Origin of the sequence: Paenibacillus sp. FSL H8-0317, from assembly GCF_045040685.1 — a bacterium.
GTDB lineage: Bacteria > Bacillota > Bacilli > Paenibacillales > Paenibacillaceae > Paenibacillus.
The window spans coordinates 3,399,334-3,423,579 of sequence record NZ_CP150294.1 but is presented as its reverse complement, the minus strand read 5'-3'; the positions used below and the strand labels follow the sequence as shown (position 1 = coordinate 3,423,579).

Sequence of the window (24,246 nt, the reverse complement as noted above, 5' to 3'; positions counted from 1 at the left end):
ATTGCTGTGGCAATGCATTCAACGAGTCTTGCGTTAATCCCATGTATACGTTGGTTGTACACACCATCCCTCCATTCCACTTAAAATCCAACATTTCATGTCTCTCATTCATTAAAGCAACGTAATAAATGAAGCGTTATCACAATCCTGATCACAGTGTACTTAAAATGATATTTATTCCATATAGCTCAATTAGGCTATAGACACTACATTTTTGTGTCGATATTGTGATGTAAATCAAAAAAAGCCGCCATATAGGCGACTTCCTAAACGAAGGTGTATTGTGATCAATAGTCTTCTTCTTCCCTCTTACCCAGAATTCCGTAAAGAAACAGCTTGCCCAAGTCTTTTCGCACATTTACGTTAAGTTTTTCTGCAAAAGACGGTTCGCTCAACATGGTCATGATCCCATTCATAAAAATCATGATGGCTTCTGCCGATACGCCTCCTTTTATTTTTCCCTCGGCTTTGCCTTGTTCGATCAGCTTCATAAGCTCAGGGATGACAACATTTCTGGCATAATCCTCAACATGCTCTTTGAATGCTGGATCTTCGAACATAAAATTCTTAATGCCCTCACTATTCAACGTCTCTTGATTGTTTACGGATACCTCATACATTTTACTCATCTTATCTTCAAAAGGAATATCGGAGTTCATTACAAGACTGAATTCCTTTCCCGACTCCTCTATTTGATGGTAAAAGATCTCCTTGGCCAATTCTTCTTTGCTTCCAAAAAAGTTATATATGGATGCAGGAGAAACACCAGCATGTTGCGCGATCTCCCTTACACCGATTTCTTTAAAATTTCGAGTCATGATCATATCGATTAGTGATTGCAGGATTTGCTTTTTTTTCTGTTCTCTGCGTTTTTCGAAGCCATTCATGAAATCTACCGTCCTATCCTCCGCGAATTATGTAACAAGATATCTCTATGTTATATTTTTATTGACATCTATTCAAGCTAGCAATATTATGTAACTAGAAAGAATATTGTTACATAATTATCCGTGGAGGTTGAGGTCAATGATCAAGGTCCACTCTTTAACCAAGATCTATTCAAACGGTAAGGGAATTAGGGATGTGAGTTTTGACGTTGAAGAAGGAGAGGTCTTTGGATTTCTTGGGCCCAATGGAGCCGGAAAAACAACTACTCTACGTCATCTGATGGGATTTGTGAATCCCTCCAGCGGGATGTCTAGCATCAACGGCTTAGACTGCAGAAAGGAAGCAGCACAAATACAGAAGAATTTGGGTTATGTGCCTGGTGAGATCGCATTTTACGATAACATGACAGGCATGCATTTTCTGGAATTTATTGATGATTTAAGAGGTCGTAAGGACAAATTGCTCCGCGATCAATTAATCAACCGATTCGAGTTGGATTCAGGTCAGAAGATCCGCAAAATGTCCAAGGGGATGAAACAAAAAGTAGGGTTGATCGCCGCTTTTATGCACGACCCTGCGGTGCTTATCCTTGATGAACCTACAAGCGGGTTGGATCCGCTGATGCAGAGAAGATTTGTCGAATTGATTATTGAGGAAAAAAAACGGGGCAAAACGATACTCATGTCTTCCCATCTCTTTGATGAAGTCGATCACACTTGTGAACGTGTGGGCATCATACGAGAAGGGTCAATCGTAACCGTGGAGAACATAAACTCGCTAAAAACGACACTGCCGAAGAGCGTTGTAGTCGCTCTGGCGAATGCGGAGGATATGAAGGTCCTTCAAAATAACGACCTCCTTTATACTGAATTGGGTCCCTTACGTGTGGAGATTAAGATTACGGATGGATATGACCAAGTGCTCAGGGTACTCTCCCAATGTAAGGTTATTGATATGGAGTGCCCTCCCCAAACGCTTGAGCAAATTTTCATGGACTTTTATGGGAAGGAGCAAATTTAATATGTCTTGGGCATTATTTAAAGCAAACATGCGGGCCAATCGGTTCATTTGGTTTCTTATTGTAGCCATATATTCTTTTTACTCCATTATGCTGATAGGTATGTTCGATCCTGATAGTGTCGATGCACTAAAAGAAATGTTGAGCATGCTTCCTCCTGAGCTCATCAATGCTATGGGAATGAACGTTGGAACCACTTTGCTCACCTTTCTTTCCGGAACACTTTACAGTCTTCTTCTCTATTTGTTCCCCATGATTGTTTCCATCATTACGAACCACCGAATAATGGCCGCTCATGTTGATAAAGGAAGTATGTCCTATCTGCTTTCAACGTCCAACTCAAGAAAACGCATTGCTGTTACCCAAGCGGTTTACAGTCTGATTTCAATAACAGCGATCTTTTGCTGGATTACGGTACTAACTCTTGTTGTATCATCTATCATGTTTCCGGGGCTTATGGATATTAACAATTTCATTTGGCTTAATCTTTACGCCCTTCTGATGTATTACGCCATCAATGGCATCTGTTTTTTCGCATCTTGTTTGGCAAATGAAAGCAAGTATAGCCTTGGATTCGGGGCCGGTGTTCCTGTAGCGTTTGTACTACTGCAAATGCTGGGCGATTCAGGAGAAACGTTGAGCTGGATTGGCAATATGTCATTGTATTCCTTGTTCGATCCGGTGCGATTGTTCGCAGGTGACAGCTATGCGTATGTGGGAATGGCTGTGTTCGCAGGACTTGCAGCACTTCTGTATGCTGCAGGAATTATTATTTTTGATAGAAAAGATTTGCCTATTTAATCCGGGTATAGTTTGATCTACTCCCGCAAAGGGCCATAATGATGGATTAACGTAAACGGGACGAAGCAGGATAAACCTCTGCTTCGTCCCGTTTGAACGTGTGCGACTTCCGGTGAATCATTTATTCAAATGGATAGGTCCAAAATGTTTCTCTGCCAAAACGTTTCTTGATTTCTTCATTATTCAGCTCACGATTTCCTACAAGCTCTGCTGCTTGGAATTGTGAACGGTGGGCACGAATCGACGCCATTTTCCGATCCAAAAATTCGGATACGTCAACAAATACATCCGGTTTGCCAATGTACTGTTCCTGATTATTAGCGAACGCAACGCAGTGAACCATCGGACGTTCATCCACAGGAAGTTTAGCGATTGTACGTATAACAGCGGCTCCCGTTGCATCATGATCGGGATGAACACTGTACCCTGGATAGAACGTAATGACCAGCGTGGGGTTCAACTCTTTAAGTAGCGACGTAATGGTATCTTCCAGTAACTGTGGGTCTTCGAACTCCAGCATTTTATCGTGGAAACCCAGCATTCTCAGGTCCTGAATACCAATCGCTTCAGAAGCTTCGATGAGTTCCTGTTTACGGATACCAGGCAACGTCACTCGGTTGGCAAATGGAGGAATCCCCATATTGCGCCCCATCTCGCCAAGTGTTAGACAAGCATAGGTTACATGGGCACCGCCATCTATGTATTTGGCTAACGTTCCCGATACAGAGAAAGCTTCATCATCTGGATGTGGATATACCACCAAGATGCGCTCATGCTCATTGTGTGTAGTATTCATGGTTATTCAATCCTCCGCTTTCATCAGAACATTTCTCGGCTTAATTGTAACGCCACAACTAGTTTACCTTTGCTGTCGTGACCGGCGAGAATCAGTCTTTCTTGTTCCTGCTCATCAATATGTGTAAGTCCTTCGGCGTAAAGCCATCCCTGCGTTGTTTTCAGACCAACACGGTATGGACCTGTACCTGAAATGGACCCCTGCGTATATCGTATGGCCGCATTGGTAATGAATGCGGATGCTGGATGCTTTGTACTGTCCATGTGTTGTGCGTAAGCACCTGACGTAAGTTCTAGATGTACGTATAAGTCCTGATCAGCAAGATTATTGATCCGGAGCTGAATGTCTTGAGGTTTAATCGGTTGCATAGCGGCCTCCTTGTCTAATGTAATTGTACGAATTTCATTTTAACATAACCACAAGAGAATATACATGGAGTGACCCTGTCGACCTCTCATAGAGCCCTCTCATGATGATTCCAGTTTGAAAACAAGAACAGATTTGCGTGGTTTTTTCTCTTTTTATTCATGGACCATATCTATATTATGAAGTGTAGGCAAAAACGACCGTGATGAAGAACCTTAAATCTTAAATGAATCTTGCTCCAACATGTTTGGAAAGGAGTTTAACTCGACTTGAAATCTCTAATACAACTACTTCATTTTGGCTATCATCAGGCCATGAGCTGCATATTTCCCGTAGCGATCTTTGGAACACTGGCCCTGTCCAGCGTAATTCCTATTCCTTTCCTTCATCGGTATGATGCCATTCTGCTCGTATTGCTTGCTGTGCAGTACCTGATGTATCGAAGCGGCTTGGAAACCAAGGATGAAATCAAGGTCATCTGTGTATTTCACATTATTGGCCTCGTGTTGGAAATCTATAAAGTATGGATGGGATCATGGTCATACCCTGAGCCAGCTTACACCAAAATCCTGGGTGTCCCTCTTTATAGTGGATTCATGTATGCAAGTGTAGCCAGTTTTATGTGTCAGGTGTGGCGAAGACTGCGAATGGACATGACCGGATGGCCTGGTTTTGCACCTTCGATGCTGCTCGGAGCAGCCATCTATATTAACTTTTTCACTCATCATTTTATGCCCGATTTTCGCTGGTGGCTGACGGCGCTTGTATTCATTGTCTTCTGGAAAACCTGGATTATTTACCGGGTACGAGCAACGACCTATCGAATGCCCTTATCGCTTGCTTTTATCATTGTTGGTTTCTTCATTTGGACTGCTGAGAATATCGCTACATTCTTTAATGCCTGGAAATACCCTGATCAGCATGATGCCTGGCAACTGGTTAGCTTTAGCAAAATTAGTTCGTGGTTCCTCCTGGTCATCATCAGTGTCATCATCGTTGCGCAGCTCAAATATGTGAAAGCCAATCGAACCGCAGATGATTGAAAATACAGTTAACTATTTATTCTCTAACCGTAAAACAGCAGCAATCTTAGACTCGTACCTAAAGTCTTCGAAAGCCGCTGTTTTTTGCTGTGTTAATGCATTTCTCACCTAAATGGTAATTCTGTATACGTCTTAAGTATCAAATACTGTTGTCTGCTTCAGCACCAGTTTCCCTCCAGCTTCAATTTCAAGCTCATAGATGCCATTCTCATCCAGTTCACATAGACAGGCACTTCTGCTGAGCATCTCGCTTCCTTTCACCCAATCAGGAATATGAAGCTTCGTATGGATCCGCCGGTCCGCGACAAGTTCTGCCCGGAAGAAGCCCGTGCTCCGATTCCATGTACAGGACATTCTACCTCCTGGTATGCACCAGTCATGAATGGAACCTCGTACCCACCGTTCTGGCAATGCCGGCAGCAGCTTGATGCGATGTTCTGACACATAGAGCAGCATTTCCTGTACTGCATTAACCCAGCCCATATTGGCATCCAGCTGAATCGGAGCTGCGGGCATGGACATACATATTCCCATATTGCGCCAGTCGTTATGCAAGGTATACCCATTACTCAGTACACAGGAGCGCGCAAGAATATCGAGACTTTCCAGCGCCCGCTCACCATTGCCAAGTCGAGCATATATGGACGACATATGTGCAAGAGACCAGCCACTCTGAGCACCAAGCCTTCGCTGATCAACTGCTGTCTCGAACGCTTGGAACAGTTCTTCCTGTTCTTCACGGGTGACCTCCTGTCCTGGAAAAACAGGATACAGGTGTGAAAGATGACGATGATCACGTCGATCTTCAAACGCAGGATGTAGCCATTCTTTCACAGCTCCCTCCGCTTCAAGTAGATAATCTGGCATATGCTCCAGCATGTCTTCCCAGCACGGAATCTTAGTCGTATGCACTCCAGTTAGTCGACTGGCTGCAATGACATGCTGTAGCAGTTCTTTAATAATGGCAATGTCCATGGTGGCGTTAATGGCTGTAGGCATAGGGTGGGCCAGTGGCTGTCCATGCTTAGGCATAAAATTCTCAGGTGTATTCTCTGGCGAAACAGACGGGTATATCTTATATTTGCCGTCTTCACCCAGCACCAGAAAATCTTCATAGAACTGAAGAGCCTCCTTCATGAAGGGCAGGGCTTCCTCGAGCAGAAACTGCTTATCTCCAGTGAACTGATAATGTGCATAATAATGTCTGGCAATCCATCCTACTGCTCCCGTCCAATTCATAATTACCGGAACAATCTGGTTAGGCACCCCGATACCCGGTGTGGTTCCAGCGGGAATGTAAATTCCTCGGCAGCCATATAACTTACGAGCATTGTCCCGAAAGTCATCCATTAATCCGTTGTAATAGCGGAACAACGAACGATTCAGAATGGATAAACCACCTACGTCAGTGTGCCAATACATCATTTGCACATTCTCATTCGCCATATTGTGGCCCCAGATCAAGCGATAATCTCCACCCCACAAGCCGTATAATCCAAATGGCAATCCGCTATGTTCAGAGGTTCCGCTGATAAACAGATATCGACCATAGGCCCACATTTTGCGCACGAACCCTGTAGGTGCTTCACCTTCATAAGCTTCCAGAAGCAAGTCTTCATTACAGCGCCCGTCATCCGTTTCATCATCCAGATCTAGCTCAGCGGACCGAAACAACGGTTGATGCAGTGAGATATGCCGATCCAACAACGTTTTGTAATCGCTCTCAAGCGATGCGAGTTCCTGCTTCAACCGTGTCCATTCCTGCGCTCGTCTGCCCGTAGCAAACATTTTAACAAGCACAAGCACTTTTCCAGAGGTATGGAAATGAAGTTGCCTGCTAAGCGTATCTTCGTTAGTTTCGCTTTCCTTTTGTTGATCATGACTCGCACCAGGGATTTCGTTCAATTGGATCAGTCGCAGCACCGCTCCGTAGTCCTGTCCATCGTCATTTTGCCCGCCATAGCACAGGTAGTCTCCACTATGATCCCTATCAATTCTTATCGTTATAGACGACTTTAGTACGTTGAACTCATCGTCTTCTCTCACCCGGTCGCCCTGCGGGAATTGCAGGCCTATCGTCCCCGACAACAATGAATGCTCAGCCGAATCTGTTCCCTGCGCACTTGCTCCATCTTTCACTCTATGAGTCTGGATCTCATAGACAATACAATCGTCTGCACGCGAGACGAACAGACTTCTTGTATAGTTGTGACTTCCGTCCTGCCAGCACACCTGAACTTCCCCTGTGTCCATATCCAGTTCCCGCCGATATTTGCGAAAAGCGTTATTACACGTCATGCCCACCGTCATTGTAGCCAGTGGATATCGGGAGGACAGCCTGGACGCGTAACCTTCTGCTTGCAGTGTACGGGTCAGATGCCAGCTTGCCTCCAAATATCGTTCCTCATCCATTAACTTACGGGTTTCTGATAAGGTATGACTGACATCGGGCAGTTCATCTTTGCGCCCCCAATGCCATAATTCACTGTGCTGCAAGAGCACAGTTTCCGCCTGAATTCCGCCTTGCACTGAAGCACCAAGTTTACCATTTCCGGAAGGTAGCGCTTCTCGCCACATCCCTTGCCACCAAGAAGAGGGATATTTCATCAACAACTTGTTCCTGTCCGGCCGTATGCTTGTAGTGTCTGTCTGGTCCTTGTGTTGGTTCACGCTTCTTCCGCCCCAAGTCTCTCCATCTCAATACTGGCTAGCAAGAACGGGGCTACGCCCATCTGCACATCGCTAACGACCTGTTCACTGATGTAATATTCATAAGAACCGTCCCGATACTTCTTCCCACCGAGTCCGGCACCGTGACAGATGTGGTGCAAGTGCACCCCTTTTTCATCTTCAGTGACTAACCGCTTCAATATTCCTGCATAAGCATGATCAACGACTTCACGGTCCAGTTCAGCCAGATAATGTAACCGGAGGCCTTTTGCGAGTGCATAGGTCAGCATACAGGAAGCAGAGGCTTCCAGATAATTGCCCGCTCTTCCGTTCTGATCCATCACTTGGTACCAGAGTCCACTATCATGATCCTGAACATGAGCAATCGCGTATGCCATTCGTTCAAATATGCCCATAATCTGTCCGCGCTGTGGGTGATCCACGGGAAAGTGCTCCAGTGCATCCACAACCGCCATTGCATACCATCCCATGGCCCGGCCCCAAACATGAACGGATCGACCAGTATCTTGAGCGCACCAGCGTTGTTCCCTGCTCTCATCCCAGGCATGGTGGAGTAGGCCATTACGCGGATTACGGGTCTTTCGCTCGATCAACAAAATCTGTCGTGCCACTTCATCGAAGCTCTCGGGATGATCGAAGGTGCTCGCATATTCCGCCAGAAAGGGTGAAGACATATAAATGCCATCCAGCCACATCTGAAACGGATATATTTTCTTATGCCAGAATCCACCTTCACTTGTCCGTGGCTGTCCTTTAAGCTGGTCAACCAGGTGCTGAATTGCCTTAGCATATTTGTCATTGCCGGAATTCTTCCACTGGCTGAACAGATTTTTGCCTTCATTGATCATGTCCAGGTTGTAATCATTCAACCGGTAGGTCCGAATGGTACCGTCATTCTCGATGAGGTCATCCATGTGACGCTGGACAAGTTCCGCATAGCGGGATTCTTGATTCCATTCGGCGGCGCGTTCCAGTGCCATCAGCGTCATCCCGCCAACGTAGCCCCATTTGCCTGCAATCTTGGGATGATTGCCATTCTGGCATTCGGAAAGCAAGGTATCTGCTATTTTGACAGACATTCTGCGTTCCTGTGTCACTGACTTTGTCGAAGTTCCAACCATATCGAAATCCTCCTTCTGATGGATTATGCCATCTGTACCGTTCATTCGGGGTTTAACGTTCTGATGATTACATCAAAGGATGAAGACCTTCCCACTTCACAGTCCAGCTTCCATCCCGTGGAAATCCCGGATTCGCTTGTTCTCTTGCCCCTGTCCAGCCGGCGGCCATCATGGCTACAGCGGTTAGGAGACCACCGTTCCCGGGAAGATATGCCCACAACCCTGCTCTTTGATAGTTGTGTCCATTAGGCAAATACGTGTTCTTCGTGGCATCCATCATCAGGAAATCCACTGCAAGCTCTGGTTCATTCAATCTGGCTGCTGTCATCGCGCACATCGGAAAATCCCAACCCCATGCGGATTCCCAGTCCCAGCATTCCTTGACCTTGAGCAACGTATTTCTCATGATCTCCGGATCGATTAATGAACCTGGCAATAGTCCAAGTGCTCCAACCATCGAGGGATGATCATGGTTTTTAACGGTGTAAGTATCCGGACAATTCTCGTGCGCGAGATAAACTCCGTTCTCATGTCGAGGTTTAGCCATGTGCGAAGCCACTCTTCGCCAGTCTGGATTGGCTGGATGATTCAAACGCTCTGCCCACAGGATGGCTATCTCCAAACCGAATTTCCAGTACTCCAGTTCATAGGGCGGATTCAAACTATCGTTCATGGCGTGATTCTCCTGCGCAGGGATAAGCGGCGGACCTAACACATACGCTTGCCTTTTCCCATCCCAATGGGCATAGGACACCATAAAGTCAGCCGCTTCAAATACGATATCCTTATACCTTGTTAACATAGCAGGATCAGGCTGGGACAGATAACACATCTCAGCTAATGCCATGGGATGTGGTTGCTGCCAGATCAATCCCGGAGCTACCGGAGACGGAGTCTGATGCCCGTTATAACCCACCATTTTGGGCCATCGCGCGCCGACATAACCTTGAGAACGTGCCAGTTCTCGGGCTTCTGGCAGGATGGTCAGGTACCAGTCCATACTCTTGCACAACAGATCGGTCCGATTCCAGAGCGGAAAATGCGCTGCATGCCACCAATGCATCTCCAGATGCATTTTGCCGAACCAGCTGTTGTACATATATCCGGTCTCCTGCGGCGGCAGGGAGCCACCGCTGTGCACCGCGCTCAGGAACTGGGATAGGACCACTCTGCGCTCCAGTTCGGCGGCACGCGGATCCGAACTGCCTTCAAAATCAATCACTCCGCCATCGTTCCAGAACTGATTCCAGTGGACCGAGCTTGATCGCAACACTGTATCTGCTGGCAAGGTTTCCGGCTTATGTGCAGCAAAAGATACACTGCACGACCAGATGTCCGAGTCTGGTACGGCCTTGGGAGAAAGTGTGAATTCGTGAGTTCCCGTCTGTTCCAGTTGGCCTGCGTCCCAGATCCATTCCAATGCATACTCATCTTCATCCAGCACACGTTTCAATGATGCGGAAGTTGAAGTGACCGATGTCAGCACAGTAGAATGTCTGTCATGTTGCTTCCAGTCGGGGAATACTGATTTTGACCAGCTCCGGTGTGTCATATCGGGCGATGGAAATACAACAAACAGTTGCAGACGCTGCTTACGGATTAATTCGGATTGTACACGAATAGCGATACAATCGAGCCGTGGGTCACAGGCTGTCTCTACACGCACTTCTTCCCCCTGCACGGTAAATTCACTGTGCAGAATTCCGGTCCATAGATTCAATTCCTGACGTACCGGGACGACATGGGTGACGTCCGTCTCCTGACCATCTTCTCCTAGCAAACGAAATGAAATGCGTCCAAGCTGAAGTCGATGCGGGTTCTGCCTAAGCCAGTGATAGGCTTCTTCCTTGTCTTCCGGCTTCATGGGGTATGGCACTTTGCGGCCATATGTCTCAAATGCCTGATAGACAATATCCTCATCTCCGAATACATGATGACCGCCCGTATAATGCCAACCCCAGTTAGATTGTGTACCAAGAGGTATTTCATACAGATCTGGATACGTCTGAAGTCCCGTAAAATCAGCACTGAATGCAAACTCTCCATTACCTACTGATAAAGGTGATCTGGGTTCAAGCTCCGTTAATACCGGATGATTCCTGGTGACGACTGATTGTCGATCCATCAATGGCTCTGCCTCCTTATCATTCTATGGGTTTCAACTATGGATCAAGATTCCCGTACTACACCCCTGCGGCTTCGCATTATTTCTCTGTACTTTCCCGGTGTAATGTCTTTGTATTTTCGATACACACGAATAAAGCTGTTCTCATGCTGATAACCCACCATCGTCGCGATCTCGGAAATTCTATAATCCGTATCCAGCAACAGTTCACAGGCACGTTCCATCCGAAGCTTAGTGAAATATCCGTGGATGGTATCACCTATTTCCTGCTTGAACAACTGGCTTGCCAAACTGCTTCCGATCCCGGCATGCTCGGCAATCTCCTGAATGCTTACCGGGTCTTCCAGGTGCTTGTTCATAAACGTAATCATCTGTTGGCACAGTATAAAATCCTTGCTAAGCATAAGGCTACCGAACCAATCAGCCAAACCTTCGATCTGGCTTCGCAGCACTTCACAGACAGCCTCCAGATGCATGGTCCGCATATCCACCATTTCAAGTCCGCAACCTTCTGTCTCACGCTTCTGGCGAATATGTTCAAGTGTAGCTGCAACAGCTTCAAGAAAGGCCAGCGCTGATGAAGGATGCCATTGCTCGTGCGTCATTCGACCGACTATCTTGTCAAAAGTCCTCAGGGCTTCTTCACCCCTGCCTGCTTCGACGGTCTCCCTCAGTTGTGTCATGAATTCATGTTCTTCCAATGTGTTCTCGGTCGGTTGCAGACCCGAGATCTCTTCAAACGAAATAACTCGTTCATACCCCCGATAGAATCTGTAATCCAGCGCACTCTCCGCCTCATGCATGGCTCGCTGAAGTCGCATGAATCCGTCGTGCCCCCCGCTTACGCCGCTCGACACCTGAAACTTGAGCAAGCGAGGAATCATGCCAATCGTCTCTCGTATTGCTGTCGTTATGCTCTTGCTACCGCCAGAATGAAGCGGTTGCAGCATCACGAGCATCCGGTCTCTGCCCAGATCGGCTGATAACACCCGCCATTGTCCAGACAACAGTTCAGCTATGATATTACCAATGGCAAATTTCAGCAGGGAGTGATCTGACTTCGTAAAGCGCTCACACCAGGCCTTATAATTGTCAATCGACAACATGGCAATAGAGAGTGGCTCATCGCTCCAATCCTTGAAATAACGGCACCATTTCTCGCTAATTTCCCGACTTCCTGTCATATGTCCGTTATAGATATCCGTCAGAAATTTGGATGAAGCTTCCGGAAGGGTCTGCCTGAGATTGATGGCCTGCTGAGCATGATCCGTTAGCAGTTGCCCCGTTATTTTCTCCAGATCAATCTGCTCCGGATGGATTCTCTCCTGGTCGTACCCGCTGAGCAGTTGTCTCATGCGTCTTACCGGTCTAAAAGCAGCTGCATTGTAAACTGTGATCGTAACCGCTCCTGCTACAAGAGCCAACAAAGATACGATAAAAACAATATTGCGGATCTTCTGTGCATTAGCCAGGAGACTGTCTTGTGATATCACGGACAGATAACGCCATCCCGTATACGGTGAAATGGTCTGTGAAGCCAGTAAAAGCTTACCTTCATGTTTAAACTCACCAAGCTTTTCACCATCCAATTGGGTGAGTACATGACTGACCGCTTCCTCTCCGACGGCATAATTGCCGAGATCATATAAAGGCTGGTTGTTGGTGTCGAGGATGAACCGATGGCTGTCAAGGTCGGAGACGGATGAGAGCAGCATGTGCTCGAACATCTCCTCTGTCTTGAAATTAACTGCGATAATCCCTTTCAACTCGCCAGTGATCATTATTTTTCGGTAAAGTGTAATTTGCGGCATGGACGCACCAGAAGATGTGGAAATCTCACGTTGCTTGACCAGCATGGGACGCTCTTCAAGTTCATCGGCAACGCTAACCCAATCCGAATCCGGGAAATTAACCTTGCTGGAGCTGTAGCCTTGTGGGAAGGCAACAATGCTCTCCCGATTCATATCAAAAATGTAAGCGCTCTTAATAAAGGACGTACTACTGATTAAGGTTTCCAGAAATTGTACCAGTTCCGTAATATTGCGGTATGATCCCTGTACTTCATTGGTAAGAAATCGGTATACATTACTGTTCAGTGCAATTTTCACCGCAATCTGATCACTTTCCCGGATCACTTCATCAATATCATTCATGCTGATACGCAGCATCTGGTGTTGCGGCTCACTTAATTCCTGCTGTAACACCGATTTGGAAGAATAATACGTCGTCATCCCCACCGCAATAATAATCATGAAGACAACAACAGTCAGAATCAGCAGCAGCCGGGTCTGGGTATTGGTGACATTGAATTTTAGCCACTTCAAGAAGGAAAGGGTCACAATTATCCCACCTCATATGCAATATACCGATATTATACCGTTCCCATATGCCCAATACGACCCGGTCCAACAGCCTATTTTCTCCCTCTAAAAAGATGATTTCTCCAATTTCTCCGGTGTTCCGACCCTTTCCGTAGCGAAAACCGGCGTGTTTGTCTGCCATTCTTGCATGACAATAGTTTCAAGCCCCGCAAGAAGTACAATGCCGATCCCATGGGTATCATTCAGATTCCAACCCAGTTCATGCTTGTAATAGTGATTCGTGAAGGAGTAGCTGGAGCCACGACATACACCGTATACATTGCCTCTTTTATCAATTGTGCGCTCCGAAAGCCCCTTCCACCCTTGATACGCCGCTTGTGCATAGGGTTTCGGATCCAAAAGCCAGCCCTTTCGCACCCCTCGGGCATACGCATAGATGAACATGGAGGTACAGGATGTTTCCTCATACGACTCCGGGTCCGTTAATACCTGATGCCACAGTCCGTTTCTGCCCTGCAATGCCAAGTACCCTTCACACAATTCCCTGTAGAACTGAATGAGAACTGTATAGGATGGATGCTCTTGAGGAAGGGCCGACAGCAGCTCCGATATGGAGAACAGCACCCAGCCGTTGCCCCGGCCCCACGGGGTCCGTGTTGGCTCACCTCGCTCCACATCGAATACATGAGACATAATTTGACGCTCTGGAATGTACAGATACTTTTTATACAAAAGAACCTGTCTTGCCGCTTCATCCAGCAGCTTATCGTCACCCGACCATTCGGCGTATCTACACAGGAACGGGATGCTCATATACAGATCATCACACCACATCGTGTTATCCATTGATCTGGAGACACCAATCTTGCGGTATAAAGTGCCATCTTCCAGACGGGTCTGTTGATGCAAAATATAGTCAGCGATATGAGCTGCCGTCTCTGTAACGCCGTCCAACTTGCGTTCCCGATCGGCAAGCAGCATGGTGGCGCCGAAAGATCCACAGTCATCCAGGCTGTCGATATGGGAGAGCTGATTATTCAGCCCAGCTGCACCATAACGTTCTCTGTCCCATAAGGAGTAGCTGAAACGTGAAGAGGCAAATTCAATGTGATTCAGCACGTAATCTCGAATATCCGATCGTTGACCTGCTTTGCCGAGCTGAAGCAATCCGTATAATGTGACGCCTAGGGGATAGTTCCATCGGCCGAACCATTCATTTTCCAGAAATGGACGTACCTCTCCGTCTGGCAGCTCTGTTCGCCAGTATACGTCTTCACCTGTTCTGCTACGAGCAGTCCGCTTCATCTTCTGGCAGGAAGCCAGATCAATCTCCTGTTTCGCTTGAAAAGGACCCAGGTACAGCCACTTGCCTCTGTGCCCTTTCACATCCAGTGCGGGTGTCAACATCTCATCTGTAGTTGCATCCATACGGAATCCCCAATCCCGGTCTCCACATACACAGTTCGCTGTCAGATCTTGCACGGCAGCAGACAATGGCAGTTCGAAGCGAAAGAGTCCGGCCTGCTCTTGATGGAATACCACCTTGCCCTCCACCGAGAATTCAATCGGGCTGTAGGCCTCACCAGAGATTAGTACAGTCTCCTTGCCACATTTCGTACCACCTATCTTCGTCCATGCATACGCAGACATGCCGCTGGTCAGTCCATACATCCGTGCCAACTGTCCATAAGGCGATGCCTTCTCGGGGTCTTCCTCCCGAGGCAACCAGTTAACGCCAGTGGCCTTCTCTCGCATGGGGCCAGAAGGAATTTCCGACAACGGAAAATCCAACGGCTCACTGTAGAGCCAGCCTTCTTCCCCATCTCGTTCGAGCGATGGCACAATGAAGTGAAGTGGTTTGTTCTTCCGGGAGCCAGTGCCGAACTGCCCACCTATCCCATTTTCGCCTGATTTGAATTCAAGAACGAAATGATTCCAGCCTCTGACCAGACCACATTTCAGTTTCAGAACAGGTATAGCTGGATGTTCCTCTTCAGGTGCAGAACCATAGATCAGCACGCCATTATGATATAGCCTAACAGGTCCGAAGCAGGTGATATGAAAAATAAATTCCTGATCACTGTCACTCCACAGTTTGGCCCATGCATAGACCTGTTGTCCTCTCTCCATGTCGGGGAATAGATCCTCCAATGGAAAATCATAGCGGTGATCATCGGACTTGCGCACAAGTCCTGGCCTACTCACTCTGTAGACCGGGGGATGCGGAGGATTGGCTCCAATATATCTTCCCGCAATGCTCATCAGGGCGTGCATAACGTCTTCACCACTGTGATAAGCCATGCTCTCCTCCGGTTCAAAATAAACGTGGCTACTCATGTCACTTCTCCCTCCCTTTGGGCGTGGGCACTCTGCTGTTCCAACCACCCAGCACTTTGTCTATGGAAATAGGCCGATGCTCTTCCACAGATCGCCACACTGCTTCTCCAGCGGCAACGGAATAAGCGCCGTCTTCAGCGCCAGACAGAATTCGGTAAGGGCGTCTCTTATCTTCGCCGAGGAAAATATCCTCCAGCAGCAGTGGATCTCCTCCTCCATGTCCGCCTTCACGATGAACAACATGGATCGTTTCTTTTGAACCAAAGAGCGGAAAGTAATCGATCGTCTGGACGGGTGTGGGAAAAGGCGTCCGCGCCGGCATGTGATACTCCAATGTTTCTAGCCTGCCCTTCGTGCCATTCACGGCCAACCGGTACCCTTCGTATGGAAGGGAGAAATTAACTGAATAACTCATCAGCGCGCCGCCGCTATATTTCACGGTTGCGGCATACGTGTCTTCAATCTCAATGGTGGAATCGAAGATACACTGGTCGGGACGGTATGAAGTGTACGGAAACTCCTGCTGGCTTACCGTACCGAGTTGGTTCAGATGGTCATCCGGTACCCGGATCTGACGACTGCGAGACGTCCAGCGGGAATAATAGGCGCAATCTTCTGAGACATGGCATGTACGGCAATGTCTTCCGTCCTCCTGTGCCGGATTCCATTCGCCTTCAGCCCCGTAATAGTTCAGTGCTCCATAGGCAAAAACTTCAACTGGCTTTTGATTGATCCACCACTGGACCAGATCAAAATGGTGAGTACTTTTATGGACCGACAGACCGCCCGAGAATGCCCGTTCACGGTTCCACCGTTTAAAATAACTGGAGCCGTGATGGGTATCGATATACCAGTTAAGATCGATGGAAGTGACGCGACCGAGTTTCCCCTCCTGAATCAATTCCTTGATGCGCATGTGGATCGGCATGTACCGATAATTGAACGTTACGATGACGCTGCCCTTACTCCTTGCTTCTGCTTCAAGAATGCGTCTGGCATCAGCGCCTGTAGTCGTCATCGGCTTTTCGGTGATAACATCGAGATCCCGCTCCAACGCGGCAACAATATAGTGGGCATGAGTATCGTCCCTGCCAGCCACGATGATACAGTCAGGCCGAGTCTCATCGACCATGACCCCGAAATCCGAAGCGCCATATACCGCTACTTCTGTATGCTGAGGGAAACGGGTACGATAGACTTCAAACCGTGCAGGATCGGTATCCAGCAGAGCGACAACCTCTGAATTATGAGAGAACAGCTCATGAATTGGTTTTGCAAATTGTCCCAATGCTCTGCCGCTGACCCCGCATAGGGCATATCTTTTTTTCATTTTCTCACCTTCTCATACCATTCCTGTACACGCTGGGTGACCACTTCGCCCCCGGAAGCATTCCATTTCTTCACATATTCATCATAAGCCTCGATTGGCAGCTCGCCGATGACAATCTTGGTCAATACCTCTTGAAACAACTTGTGAGACTGGATATCAGGAAAACCTTCATACACAGAGGCTGGCAGACCGTCACCTGCAATTTGCCGTGCATCGGCAGTACTGACTTCGAACATGTCTTTGACCATTTGCTGCTGATCTTCCGGATATGTCTCTTCAATTCGCTTATTCATGTCTTCTGCTGTAGTGAGATTCTTCATACCCAAGGCAAGCGGTTTGTTGTCAGCAGGTGGGAGAATGACTTTGCGTCCATCCTTGACTTCATGCTGCTCACCTTCAAGACCAAAGCGACCAAACTCATCATTTTCAGGATTATAGAAGAAGTCCAGCAGCTTCAGCGCATTTGGCGCATTATCCTGTTTGGTGGCTGGGATCATCCATTCCGGTTCACCCATGCTCTTCTGGGTGACAAAAGCTTCGAACCCTTCGGCTTTGGGCAACGGCATTGCTGCAATGTAGGCATCTGGAGCCTGGGTCAGCATCGCATTGTACCGATCTCGCACATTTGCAGGCAAATGGTACCAGCTGCCTACGAGGTTATTATTGATTTTGGCCTGCCACACTTCCCCTTTGTTCAGGAAGGTTTCATTGTCCAGCAATTTTTCTACATATAACATGCGAATGAACTTGATTGCTTCCCGCATATTGTCGGTAGTTCCTGCGTACTGGATCTTTCCATCGTATTCATCCCATTCGGGATAACCTTCCCACATCGCTACCCCGTACATCGCAAACAAATGGTCCATCCATCTGCCGAATTCCCTGCCGCTTGTTGGCAGTTCATCCGGTTTGCCGTTGCCATTCGGGTCCTTGTCACGGAAAGCTGTGAGCAGCTCGACATAATCATCAGTGGTCTTTGGCATCTCCATGCCCACCTTATCCACCCAATCCTGACGAATTAACGGTGCACGTTCAGGCACAAGGAATACCTTGGGTACATAATAGATTTTGCCATCAGGGGAAGCAGAGCGAACGATATCCCAAGCTTCCTGAGGAATACTCTCCCACACATGCGGTGCATATTCAGGCAGCAGTTCATCCAGTGGTAACGCGCCTCCCTGCTGAATCAGTGTCTGCTCAATGCCTCCAATCGGACGCAGGATATCTGGCAGTTCATCCGAGGCAATCATCAGGTTTAAGTATTCGGATGGCTCCGAACCGGGTGGCGTTGTAATGAGTTCATACTGGACCCCCGTCTGTTCAGCGATGTATTTCACATGTGGATTATCCGCAGTTGGCAAGCTGCCAACGCCCATATGGCTTTTGAATACTTTGACTTTTGCAGCTCCACCACTGCCTTCGCCGTTACCAACGTCATTTCCGGAATTTGTAGTCGCTGAGCCACAACCAGCGACCAACAGCATGGCTATACTGAGCATTAGCGGCATCATCTTGCGGGTCAGTTGTTTTCTCATGAAATCATCCCCCTGAACATGGTTTATTCTTTCAGTGATCCGAGCAATGAACCTTTCACAAAATACTTCTGTAAATAAGGATACACCAAAATAATGGGAACGCTTGCAAAAAGTATCGTCGCTGCCTTTAACGTGGTTGTATTGAAGTTGTAATCCCCAAGAAACATATTTACCTGGGCCAGTTCCTCCGGGCTGGTTAAATACGCTCGCAGCTTCATCTGCAAAGGCCAGAGCCCTGGATCACGTAGAAACAGTACCGCCCGCTGGAACGTGTTCCAGTATCCCACCGCATAGAACAGACTGACCGTAGCCAGAACCGGCTTGGATAGAGGCAAATAAATCTGAAACAGAATCCGGAAGTCATGGCAACCGTCGATTCGGGCGGTGTCATCAAGTTCTTTGGGCAAGCTCATGAAAAAGGTACGCAGAATGACCATATTAAATGTGCCAATTACACCAGGAATGATCAAGGACCAGATGGAATTCATCATGCCCAGTTCCCTTACCGTCAGGAAGAACGGGATCATCGGGGCATTGAAAATCATCGTAATTACGATGCCCAGCATGACTTGTTTGCGAATCATGAATTCTCTGCGCGATAACGGAAAAGCGGTCAACACTGAAAATAACATACTAAGCGCAGTACCTACTACCGTAATGAATACGGTTACACCAAACGATTGCCATAAGCCCGAGCTTTGTAGAATGTGTTTCCATGACGCGAAAGTAAAGCCGACGGGCCACAAAAATACTTCTTTGGAGTCTGCCGCAACAGGCGAACTCAGGGAAACTGCAAGCAGATGTAGCAAAGGAAGGAGCATCGTAAAGGCCGCAAGCGTCAGGAAAATGTAGTTGGCGGTTTGGAACAGCTTTTCTCCAATCGTCTGCTTGATCATTACCACAACCCCTCTCCTGATTTTCTCGCAAGCCGATTGAAGACCCAGAGCAGAATGAAGCCAATCACCGACTGAAATAGACCAATCGCTGTTGTTACGCTATATTGCCCTTGCAGGACACCAGAGCGGTATACATACGTTTCAATGATATCCCCTACCGAGTAGGTCATCGGTGTCAGCAGGTTGTAGATCTGATCAAAGCCAAGTTCCAGGAAATTGCCGATATTCAGCAGGAACAGGGTTAAGATCGTCGGGAACAACGCAGGCAATGTAATGTAGATCGTCTGTTTCCAGCGATTTGCTCCGTCCATCACTGCCGCTTCATATTGCGTGGGGTCAATGCCACTTACCGCAGCGAGGTATATAATCGTTCCCCAACCTACCTCTTTCCAGATAGAGGACAGCACAACAATAGGTCGGAAATATTGCTCCTGCTGCATATACAGGATCGGCTCGAACCCGAACCATCCACGGACAGCGTTTACAAAACCACCTGAGGCTAGCACCTCAAACACGATCCCCCCGACAACGACCCAGGAGAGAAAATGAGGCAGATAAAACAGACTCTGCAAAAAGCGTTTGGCAAGCATTTTTCTCACTTCGTTGAACAATAGCGCTAGCAGGATGGGAGCAGGAAATCCGATCACCAGTTTGTATAAGGCAATCAGAGCTGTATTCCGAAGCACATGATAGAAATCCTGATACGTAAAAATAAACTTGAAGTTATCCAGGCCAACCCATGGGCTGCTCCATATGCCTTTCATAATCTGAAAGTTCTGAAATGCAATCACGCTTCCGCCAAGTGGAATGTACTTGAAAATAATATAGAACAAAATGCCGGGCAGGATCATGACATACAACATCCAGTGTTTTCGAATGTTACGCAGATAACTTGGTTTGACGGGTTTGTTGACTGTAACCCTGGGTTGCAACGTTGATGTTTCCGACAGCTCAGCCATACGATCGCGGGCCCCCTTTGACAGAATGATGGTGAATGACGAGCAGGCTCCTCTGTTCACATGTTAAGGGAGAGCGGGGTCAGCAACAATCGTTCAATCAGCCATAGCATGAGCCAATCGCTTGCGTGACGCGGGTTTGCAGGATCGGTTCATTCACTGGCGGAATGGTTGGTACTACTTTGGCAACAAAAAAAGCCGCCATAGGCGACCTCTGAAGCGATTATGGTGTTGTTTACTTTTCACATTATGTCCTTAATAGTCCATATCTCATTTCCCCAGAGTGAACGATCCGCTATCATTGGCATCTTTAATTTGTTCATGGGTAATGAGTTTCCCTTCTTCGTTAAATCCCTTAATTATATATGGGATAGCCGCTGACGGAGGAAGGAAAACATACCAGATTAGATGTCCATGACTCACCTCAACCAGTTTCGCTTCGGTAGGGATTACTGTTCCATTTTCCTGTGTCTCTACGGATATACGTTTGATGGATGAATCTTGAATACTACCAAATAACATGGGAAAAGGAGTGGAGACTTGCTCCAGTTTCGGTATGCTCATATAATGCAGTGCAAACTTGGATTCAACTGATTCATTAATGGAATATCCTCCACCCCATACCCATTTCCATCCGAATATGTTCTTGCGGGTATACTCCATCTGCAGATTACTGTTGTTTTCCCGACCCTTTTTGTGCGTAAACAAAATCATGCCCCCGTCCACAGCCTCCTGATGAATGAATTGGGGGGTATAAAACTCACCTCTAAATTCCTGAACTGCCCTCTCAGGACTGTTCGCTATAGGAATATGTATAGGTTCACTTAATCCCCAAACCTTGGATATCCGTTGATCGGCTAGGCCGCCAGCACGTTCATTCATATACATATATGCCAAGATTGACAGGGGCGATAGTAAAATTACCATTGCAGTGATTAGCAGTATTCTCCTGTTACGCTTGAACATCTCCATGTACACTCCTTATGATAACGATGAAATATTAAATACAATCACTCTGATATTACCATAATTAGCATGTGGATACTTGTTTCAGTACCACTCCCACATGCAAAAAGGCCGCCAAAGGCGACCTCCTAATGATTCCAATGAAGTTACTCTCCCAGAAAGATTACTTCGGTTTCCAATTCAACTTGGAACGTATCATATACTTTCTTCTGAATAAATTGGATCAGATCCATATAATCCTGGGCAGTAGCGTGATCCACATTTACGATAAAACCTGCATGTTTCATGGAGATTTCAGCACCTCCAATGCGAGTGCCCTGCAAGTTGCAATCCTGAATCAGTTTCCCTGCAAAATGTCCCTCGGGTCGTTTAAATACACTTCCACAAGAGGGGAATTCAAGCGGCTGCTTGGATTCTCTCAGGAACGTTAATTCCTTCATTTTGCTCGCAATATCTTCCTTGTTTCCTTTTTTGAGCCCGAATTCGGCCTCCAGTATGATATAGTGATCCATTTTGAAGAGACTATTTCGATAACCAAACTTCATCTCCTCTCGCGGGATCTCCAACACTGTACCGTCTTTGGTGATCACAGTCGCACGTTCAACAACATCGGCGATCTGACCGCCATAAGCACCGGCATTCATGTAAAGTGCGCCCCCCGTGCTGCCGGGAATACCGCAAGCAAACTCCAAACCGGTCAAGCTATGCTCCAAAGCAAGCCTGGAGACATCAATGATATCAACGCCGCTCTGCGCAATCATGCTGTCCTCACTTACTTTAATTTGATCGAAGTGGCTAAGAGAAATCGTTACTCCCCGGATGCCCCCGTCTTTAATAATGACGTTTGAGCCTTTCCCAATAACCGTCAGAGGTAACTGATGTAAGTTGGCAATTTCCACGATTTTAGTGATTTCGTCTATCGTTGTTGGATGGATGAGAATATCTGCGTTGCCACCTATTTTAATAAACGTATGATTTTTTAGCGGTTCATTGAATTTCACTTTTTCCAAAGGTATCTGATGCTCAAAAATATTCATGATTTTCTCTCCCTGAATTCATAAAGAAATGATTGCACCATCGCGAAAATGAGATGCTCCTTCTTTATTATATGCTAAATAGGAGATTTTGTTTGAAATTATGTTGTTTTCATTATAATTAATCGTATTCTCTTTAGATTTTGAACTTTTCCGTGAGCTCCTGCATGGAAGCAAGCCGTTGCTTTGTTGCCGCAACTACATGATTATGAGAGTTCTATGTCTGTTTGAGTCAGCTTGGCCGATAGCTCCCATAAACGAATAGCTTGCTCAGGGTCGATAGCATACTTCTTGACCCCGTAGAAACCTCCATCCTCTGGAGCCATTTCACTGATGTCACAATCCTCGCAGTAGACACCGCCTTTTCCCTCAAGCTGAGGTGAAGTTGCTGCCCAGACTTGCGTTGCTGCCCCCTGCTCAGGTGTTTTGAACGCAGGGTTGGCCACTTGTCCAGATTCATCAATCCAGCCCAGAGCAATCATTTCCTCTTTTGGCATATGACGCTGTAGTGGTGTCATAATTCCGCCTGGATGAACGGAGAAAGCCCGTACTCCGTGCTCCGCACCTCGACGATCAAGCTCAACGCTGAATAAAATCGTTGCTGTTTTGGACTGTCCATAGGCAGGGAATTTCTCATAGCCATGTTCATATTGGATGTCATCCCAACGAATCGGTGAGAAATGATGTCCCGCTGATGCCAAGGAAACAACACGTGCTCCCCCCTGACTTGCAAGTGCTGGCCATAACAGATTAGTCAGGGCAAAGTGGCCCAGATGATTGGTTGCAAATTGAGCTTCCCAGCCAGGACCAACCCGCGTCTCCGGGCAAGCCATGATGCCCGCATTAAGAATCAGCATGTCAATGTTCCGATCACTCGCCAGAAACCGCTCGGCAAAAGCACGAACGCTGGATAAATCAGCGAGGTCCAATGCATCTATTTCAACACCTTCCAGACCAGAAAGTGCTTCCTTCGCAACCGCTGGACGACGCGCAGTCACCACTACACGGGCTCCCGCGTTAACAAGCGCACGTGTCGTCTCCAACCCGAGGCCGGAATATCCACCCGTTACAATAGCAAGCTGTCCTGACAAGTCCAGATCCCTCAATACATCCTCCGCTGTACTATTATGGTTGAAGCCAGAGCCCATTTTATGTTGTAAAGTTCTAGTATTATTTTCCTGTGTCATTCTGTTCATCTCCTTTGGGATCGTTGCTGATGTTAGTCTACACCTTAGAGTGTGCTCTAAGTCAAATGGAAGTGAATATTTCATCTCGCAACTTCTCCATGCAATCTGCAAAAGTAAAAAAGCCGCCAGTTGGCGACCTTCGTTGAAAATATTATGGTCATCTAGTTACGAATCACCCTGAACGGTGGATAACGAAACAAGGACCGGGCTGGCGAAATCAGAGGCCTCTTCTCCTTTTGGATTATGAAGACGGAATAAAAACGCGTTCCCTTCTTCTGATTTCCAGACCATATAATCACTAATTCCTTCTTCACCTGAGGCCTGAAGATAGAGCTCGGCATAACCAAGCGGGTGTTCTACCAGTTCTCCACTATAATCGGATACCTTACCGGTTTTTTCTAATTCTTCTTTACCCGCTGTCTCCAATTCTGCCAGATTATAATCCGAAGGCAGTGGTTCAATATCCACATAATAGTCACCGTTACTAGTCAGTGACAGACGGCCTTGAGCAGCATCAAATGTGAATTTCTCGAATACGTACAAGGAAAATTCTCCTCCTTGTTGTAAGGTCGCCTCTAGTGATTGATTGCCATCTGCGGTCAACATTTCAAAACTTTCGGTCTGTGGACGCTTCGTTTCATTCGCTTCTTCTGTTCCACCTACTGGCATTGATGGTTCCGGGATAGCCGAAGGTTCATTACTACCAGAGCAAGCTGCAAGTGTTAGAACTATAACGATTAACGAGATGCTCATCATAATAGAACGTGGTTGAATCATCAGGTTCATTCCTCCCTGTCTATATTCTGCGCTTACATGTTATTACCCATGGCAAAGA

General features: G+C 47.1%; 19 protein-coding genes. 3 read left to right on the top strand and 16 right to left on the bottom strand.

Translation table 11 applies throughout. From position 1 onward, the window contains the following. Positions 1-287 precede the first annotated feature (287 nt). Positions 288-887: a TetR/AcrR family transcriptional regulator gene (locus MHB43_RS15335; RefSeq protein WP_221819399.1), complete on the bottom strand. Its 600-nt coding sequence runs from the start codon at positions 885-887 to the stop codon at positions 288-290. A 139-nt stretch (positions 888-1,026) separates the two neighbouring features. On the opposite strand from MHB43_RS15335, the gene MHB43_RS15330 reads away from it, so the two are divergent. Both MHB43_RS15330 and MHB43_RS15325 read left to right on the top strand, forming a co-directional pair. Then, complete coding sequence (locus MHB43_RS15330) at positions 1,027-1,908, top strand: ABC transporter ATP-binding protein (protein WP_405132276.1); 882 nt, start codon at positions 1,027-1,029, stop codon at positions 1,906-1,908. A gap of 1 nt (position 1,909) precedes the next feature. Next, positions 1,910-2,707, top strand: a complete 798-nt coding sequence (locus MHB43_RS15325; protein ID WP_405132275.1) for a hypothetical protein — start codon at positions 1,910-1,912, stop codon at positions 2,705-2,707. A gap of 121 nt (positions 2,708-2,828) precedes the next feature. Here MHB43_RS15325 and bshB2 read toward each other — a convergent pair whose 3' ends face one another. Both bshB2 and MHB43_RS15315 read right to left on the bottom strand, forming a co-directional pair. Beyond that, positions 2,829-3,503 carry a bacillithiol biosynthesis deacetylase BshB2 gene (gene bshB2, locus MHB43_RS15320; RefSeq protein ID WP_405132274.1) on the bottom strand — a complete coding sequence of 225 codons (675 nt, stop codon included), beginning with the start codon at positions 3,501-3,503 and terminating at the stop codon, positions 2,829-2,831. A gap of 23 nt (positions 3,504-3,526) precedes the next feature. Next, complete coding sequence (locus tag MHB43_RS15315) at positions 3,527-3,871, bottom strand: YojF family protein (RefSeq protein ID WP_405132273.1); 345 nt, start codon at positions 3,869-3,871, stop codon at positions 3,527-3,529. Between the two features lie 267 nt (positions 3,872-4,138). On the opposite strand from MHB43_RS15315, the gene MHB43_RS15310 reads away from it, so the two are divergent. Beyond that, the gene (locus MHB43_RS15310) at positions 4,139-4,912 is read left to right on the top strand and encodes a DUF817 domain-containing protein (RefSeq protein WP_405132272.1); all 774 of its coding nucleotides are present in this window, start codon (positions 4,139-4,141) and stop codon (positions 4,910-4,912) included. A 132-nt stretch (positions 4,913-5,044) separates the two neighbouring features. Here the strand turns inward: MHB43_RS15310 and MHB43_RS15305 are convergent, their stop codons facing one another. The 13 genes from MHB43_RS15305 to MHB43_RS15245 all read right to left on the bottom strand — a co-directional run bounded on the left by MHB43_RS15305 (position 5,045) and on the right by MHB43_RS15245 (position 24,188). After that, entirely contained in the window at positions 5,045-7,582 is a 2,538-nt protein-coding gene (locus MHB43_RS15305) for a glycosyl hydrolase family 95 catalytic domain-containing protein (RefSeq protein WP_405132271.1), read from the bottom strand. Beyond that, positions 7,579-8,724 (bottom strand): glycoside hydrolase family 105 protein, encoded by a 1,146-nt coding sequence (locus MHB43_RS15300; protein ID WP_405132270.1) that lies wholly within the window; start codon positions 8,722-8,724, stop codon positions 7,579-7,581. Before MHB43_RS15300 ends, MHB43_RS15305 begins: the two co-directional genes overlap by 4 nt. Before the next feature lie 67 nt (positions 8,725-8,791). After that, on the bottom strand, positions 8,792-10,849 hold the full coding sequence (locus MHB43_RS15295) for a glycoside hydrolase family 65 (RefSeq protein WP_405132269.1): 2,058 nt from the start codon (positions 10,847-10,849) through the stop codon (positions 8,792-8,794). A gap of 44 nt (positions 10,850-10,893) precedes the next feature. Continuing rightward, complete coding sequence (locus MHB43_RS15290; protein WP_405132268.1) at positions 10,894-13,188, bottom strand: AraC family transcriptional regulator; 2,295 nt, start codon at positions 13,186-13,188, stop codon at positions 10,894-10,896. Between the two features lie 87 nt (positions 13,189-13,275). Continuing rightward, complete coding sequence (locus tag MHB43_RS15285; protein ID WP_405132267.1) at positions 13,276-15,507, bottom strand: glycoside hydrolase family 105 protein; 2,232 nt, start codon at positions 15,505-15,507, stop codon at positions 13,276-13,278. A gap of 1 nt (position 15,508) precedes the next feature. After that, complete coding sequence (locus tag MHB43_RS15280; protein WP_405132266.1) at positions 15,509-16,837, bottom strand: Gfo/Idh/MocA family protein; 1,329 nt, start codon at positions 16,835-16,837, stop codon at positions 15,509-15,511. Further along, on the bottom strand, positions 16,834-18,372 hold the full coding sequence (locus MHB43_RS15275) for an extracellular solute-binding protein (protein ID WP_405132265.1): 1,539 nt from the start codon (positions 18,370-18,372) through the stop codon (positions 16,834-16,836). Before MHB43_RS15275 ends, MHB43_RS15280 begins: the two co-directional genes overlap by 4 nt. Positions 18,373-18,395: 23 nt before the next feature. Beyond that, the gene (locus tag MHB43_RS15270; protein WP_083679484.1) at positions 18,396-19,265 is read right to left on the bottom strand and encodes a carbohydrate ABC transporter permease; all 870 of its coding nucleotides are present in this window, start codon (positions 19,263-19,265) and stop codon (positions 18,396-18,398) included. Positions 19,266-19,267: 2 nt separating this feature from the next. Next, on the bottom strand, positions 19,268-20,227 hold the full coding sequence (locus tag MHB43_RS15265; RefSeq protein ID WP_221819409.1) for an ABC transporter permease subunit: 960 nt from the start codon (positions 20,225-20,227) through the stop codon (positions 19,268-19,270). A 267-nt stretch (positions 20,228-20,494) separates the two neighbouring features. Beyond that, positions 20,495-20,938: a hypothetical protein gene (locus tag MHB43_RS15260; RefSeq protein WP_405132264.1), complete on the bottom strand. Its 444-nt coding sequence runs from the start codon at positions 20,936-20,938 to the stop codon at positions 20,495-20,497. A gap of 398 nt (positions 20,939-21,336) precedes the next feature. Further along, positions 21,337-22,245: a UDP-N-acetylmuramate dehydrogenase gene (murB, locus tag MHB43_RS15255; RefSeq protein ID WP_373888062.1), complete on the bottom strand. Its 909-nt coding sequence runs from the start codon at positions 22,243-22,245 to the stop codon at positions 21,337-21,339. A gap of 185 nt (positions 22,246-22,430) precedes the next feature. Next, entirely contained in the window at positions 22,431-23,411 is a 981-nt protein-coding gene (locus MHB43_RS15250; protein ID WP_339184950.1) for an SDR family NAD(P)-dependent oxidoreductase, read from the bottom strand. A 165-nt stretch (positions 23,412-23,576) separates the two neighbouring features. Continuing rightward, on the bottom strand, positions 23,577-24,188 hold the full coding sequence (locus MHB43_RS15245) for a hypothetical protein (protein WP_339308384.1): 612 nt from the start codon (positions 24,186-24,188) through the stop codon (positions 23,577-23,579). Positions 24,189-24,246: the final 58 nt, after the last annotated feature.

Coding starts and splice junctions, on each gene's coding strand:
- MHB43_RS15295 (WP_405132269.1), bottom strand. CDS start 10,849: ATGGATCGACAATCAGTCGTCACCAGGAATCATCCGGTATTAACGGAG.
- MHB43_RS15315 (WP_405132273.1), bottom strand. CDS start 3,871: ATGCAACCGATTAAACCTCAAGACATTCAGCTCCGGATCAATAATCTT.
- MHB43_RS15300 (WP_405132270.1), bottom strand. CDS start 8,724: ATGGTTGGAACTTCGACAAAGTCAGTGACACAGGAACGCAGAATGTCT.
- MHB43_RS15335 (WP_221819399.1), bottom strand. CDS start 887: ATGAATGGCTTCGAAAAACGCAGAGAACAGAAAAAAAAGCAAATCCTG.
- MHB43_RS15265 (WP_221819409.1), bottom strand. CDS start 20,227: ATGGCTGAGCTGTCGGAAACATCAACGTTGCAACCCAGGGTTACAGTC.
- MHB43_RS15330 (WP_405132276.1), top strand. CDS start 1,027: ATGATCAAGGTCCACTCTTTAACCAAGATCTATTCAAACGGTAAGGGA.
- MHB43_RS15285 (WP_405132267.1), bottom strand. CDS start 15,507: ATGAGTAGCCACGTTTATTTTGAACCGGAGGAGAGCATGGCTTATCAC.
- MHB43_RS15260 (WP_405132264.1), bottom strand. CDS start 20,938: ATGATTTTGTTTACGCACAAAAAGGGTCGGGAAAACAACAGTAATCTG.
- MHB43_RS15250 (WP_339184950.1), bottom strand. CDS start 23,411: ATGACACAGGAAAATAATACTAGAACTTTACAACATAAAATGGGCTCT.
- MHB43_RS15245 (WP_339308384.1), bottom strand. CDS start 24,188: ATGATTCAACCACGTTCTATTATGATGAGCATCTCGTTAATCGTTATA.
- bshB2 (WP_405132274.1), bottom strand. CDS start 3,503: ATGAATACTACACACAATGAGCATGAGCGCATCTTGGTGGTATATCCA.
- MHB43_RS15325 (WP_405132275.1), top strand. CDS start 1,910: ATGTCTTGGGCATTATTTAAAGCAAACATGCGGGCCAATCGGTTCATT.
- MHB43_RS15275 (WP_405132265.1), bottom strand. CDS start 18,372: ATGAGAAAACAACTGACCCGCAAGATGATGCCGCTAATGCTCAGTATA.
- MHB43_RS15280 (WP_405132266.1), bottom strand. CDS start 16,837: ATGAAAAAAAGATATGCCCTATGCGGGGTCAGCGGCAGAGCATTGGGA.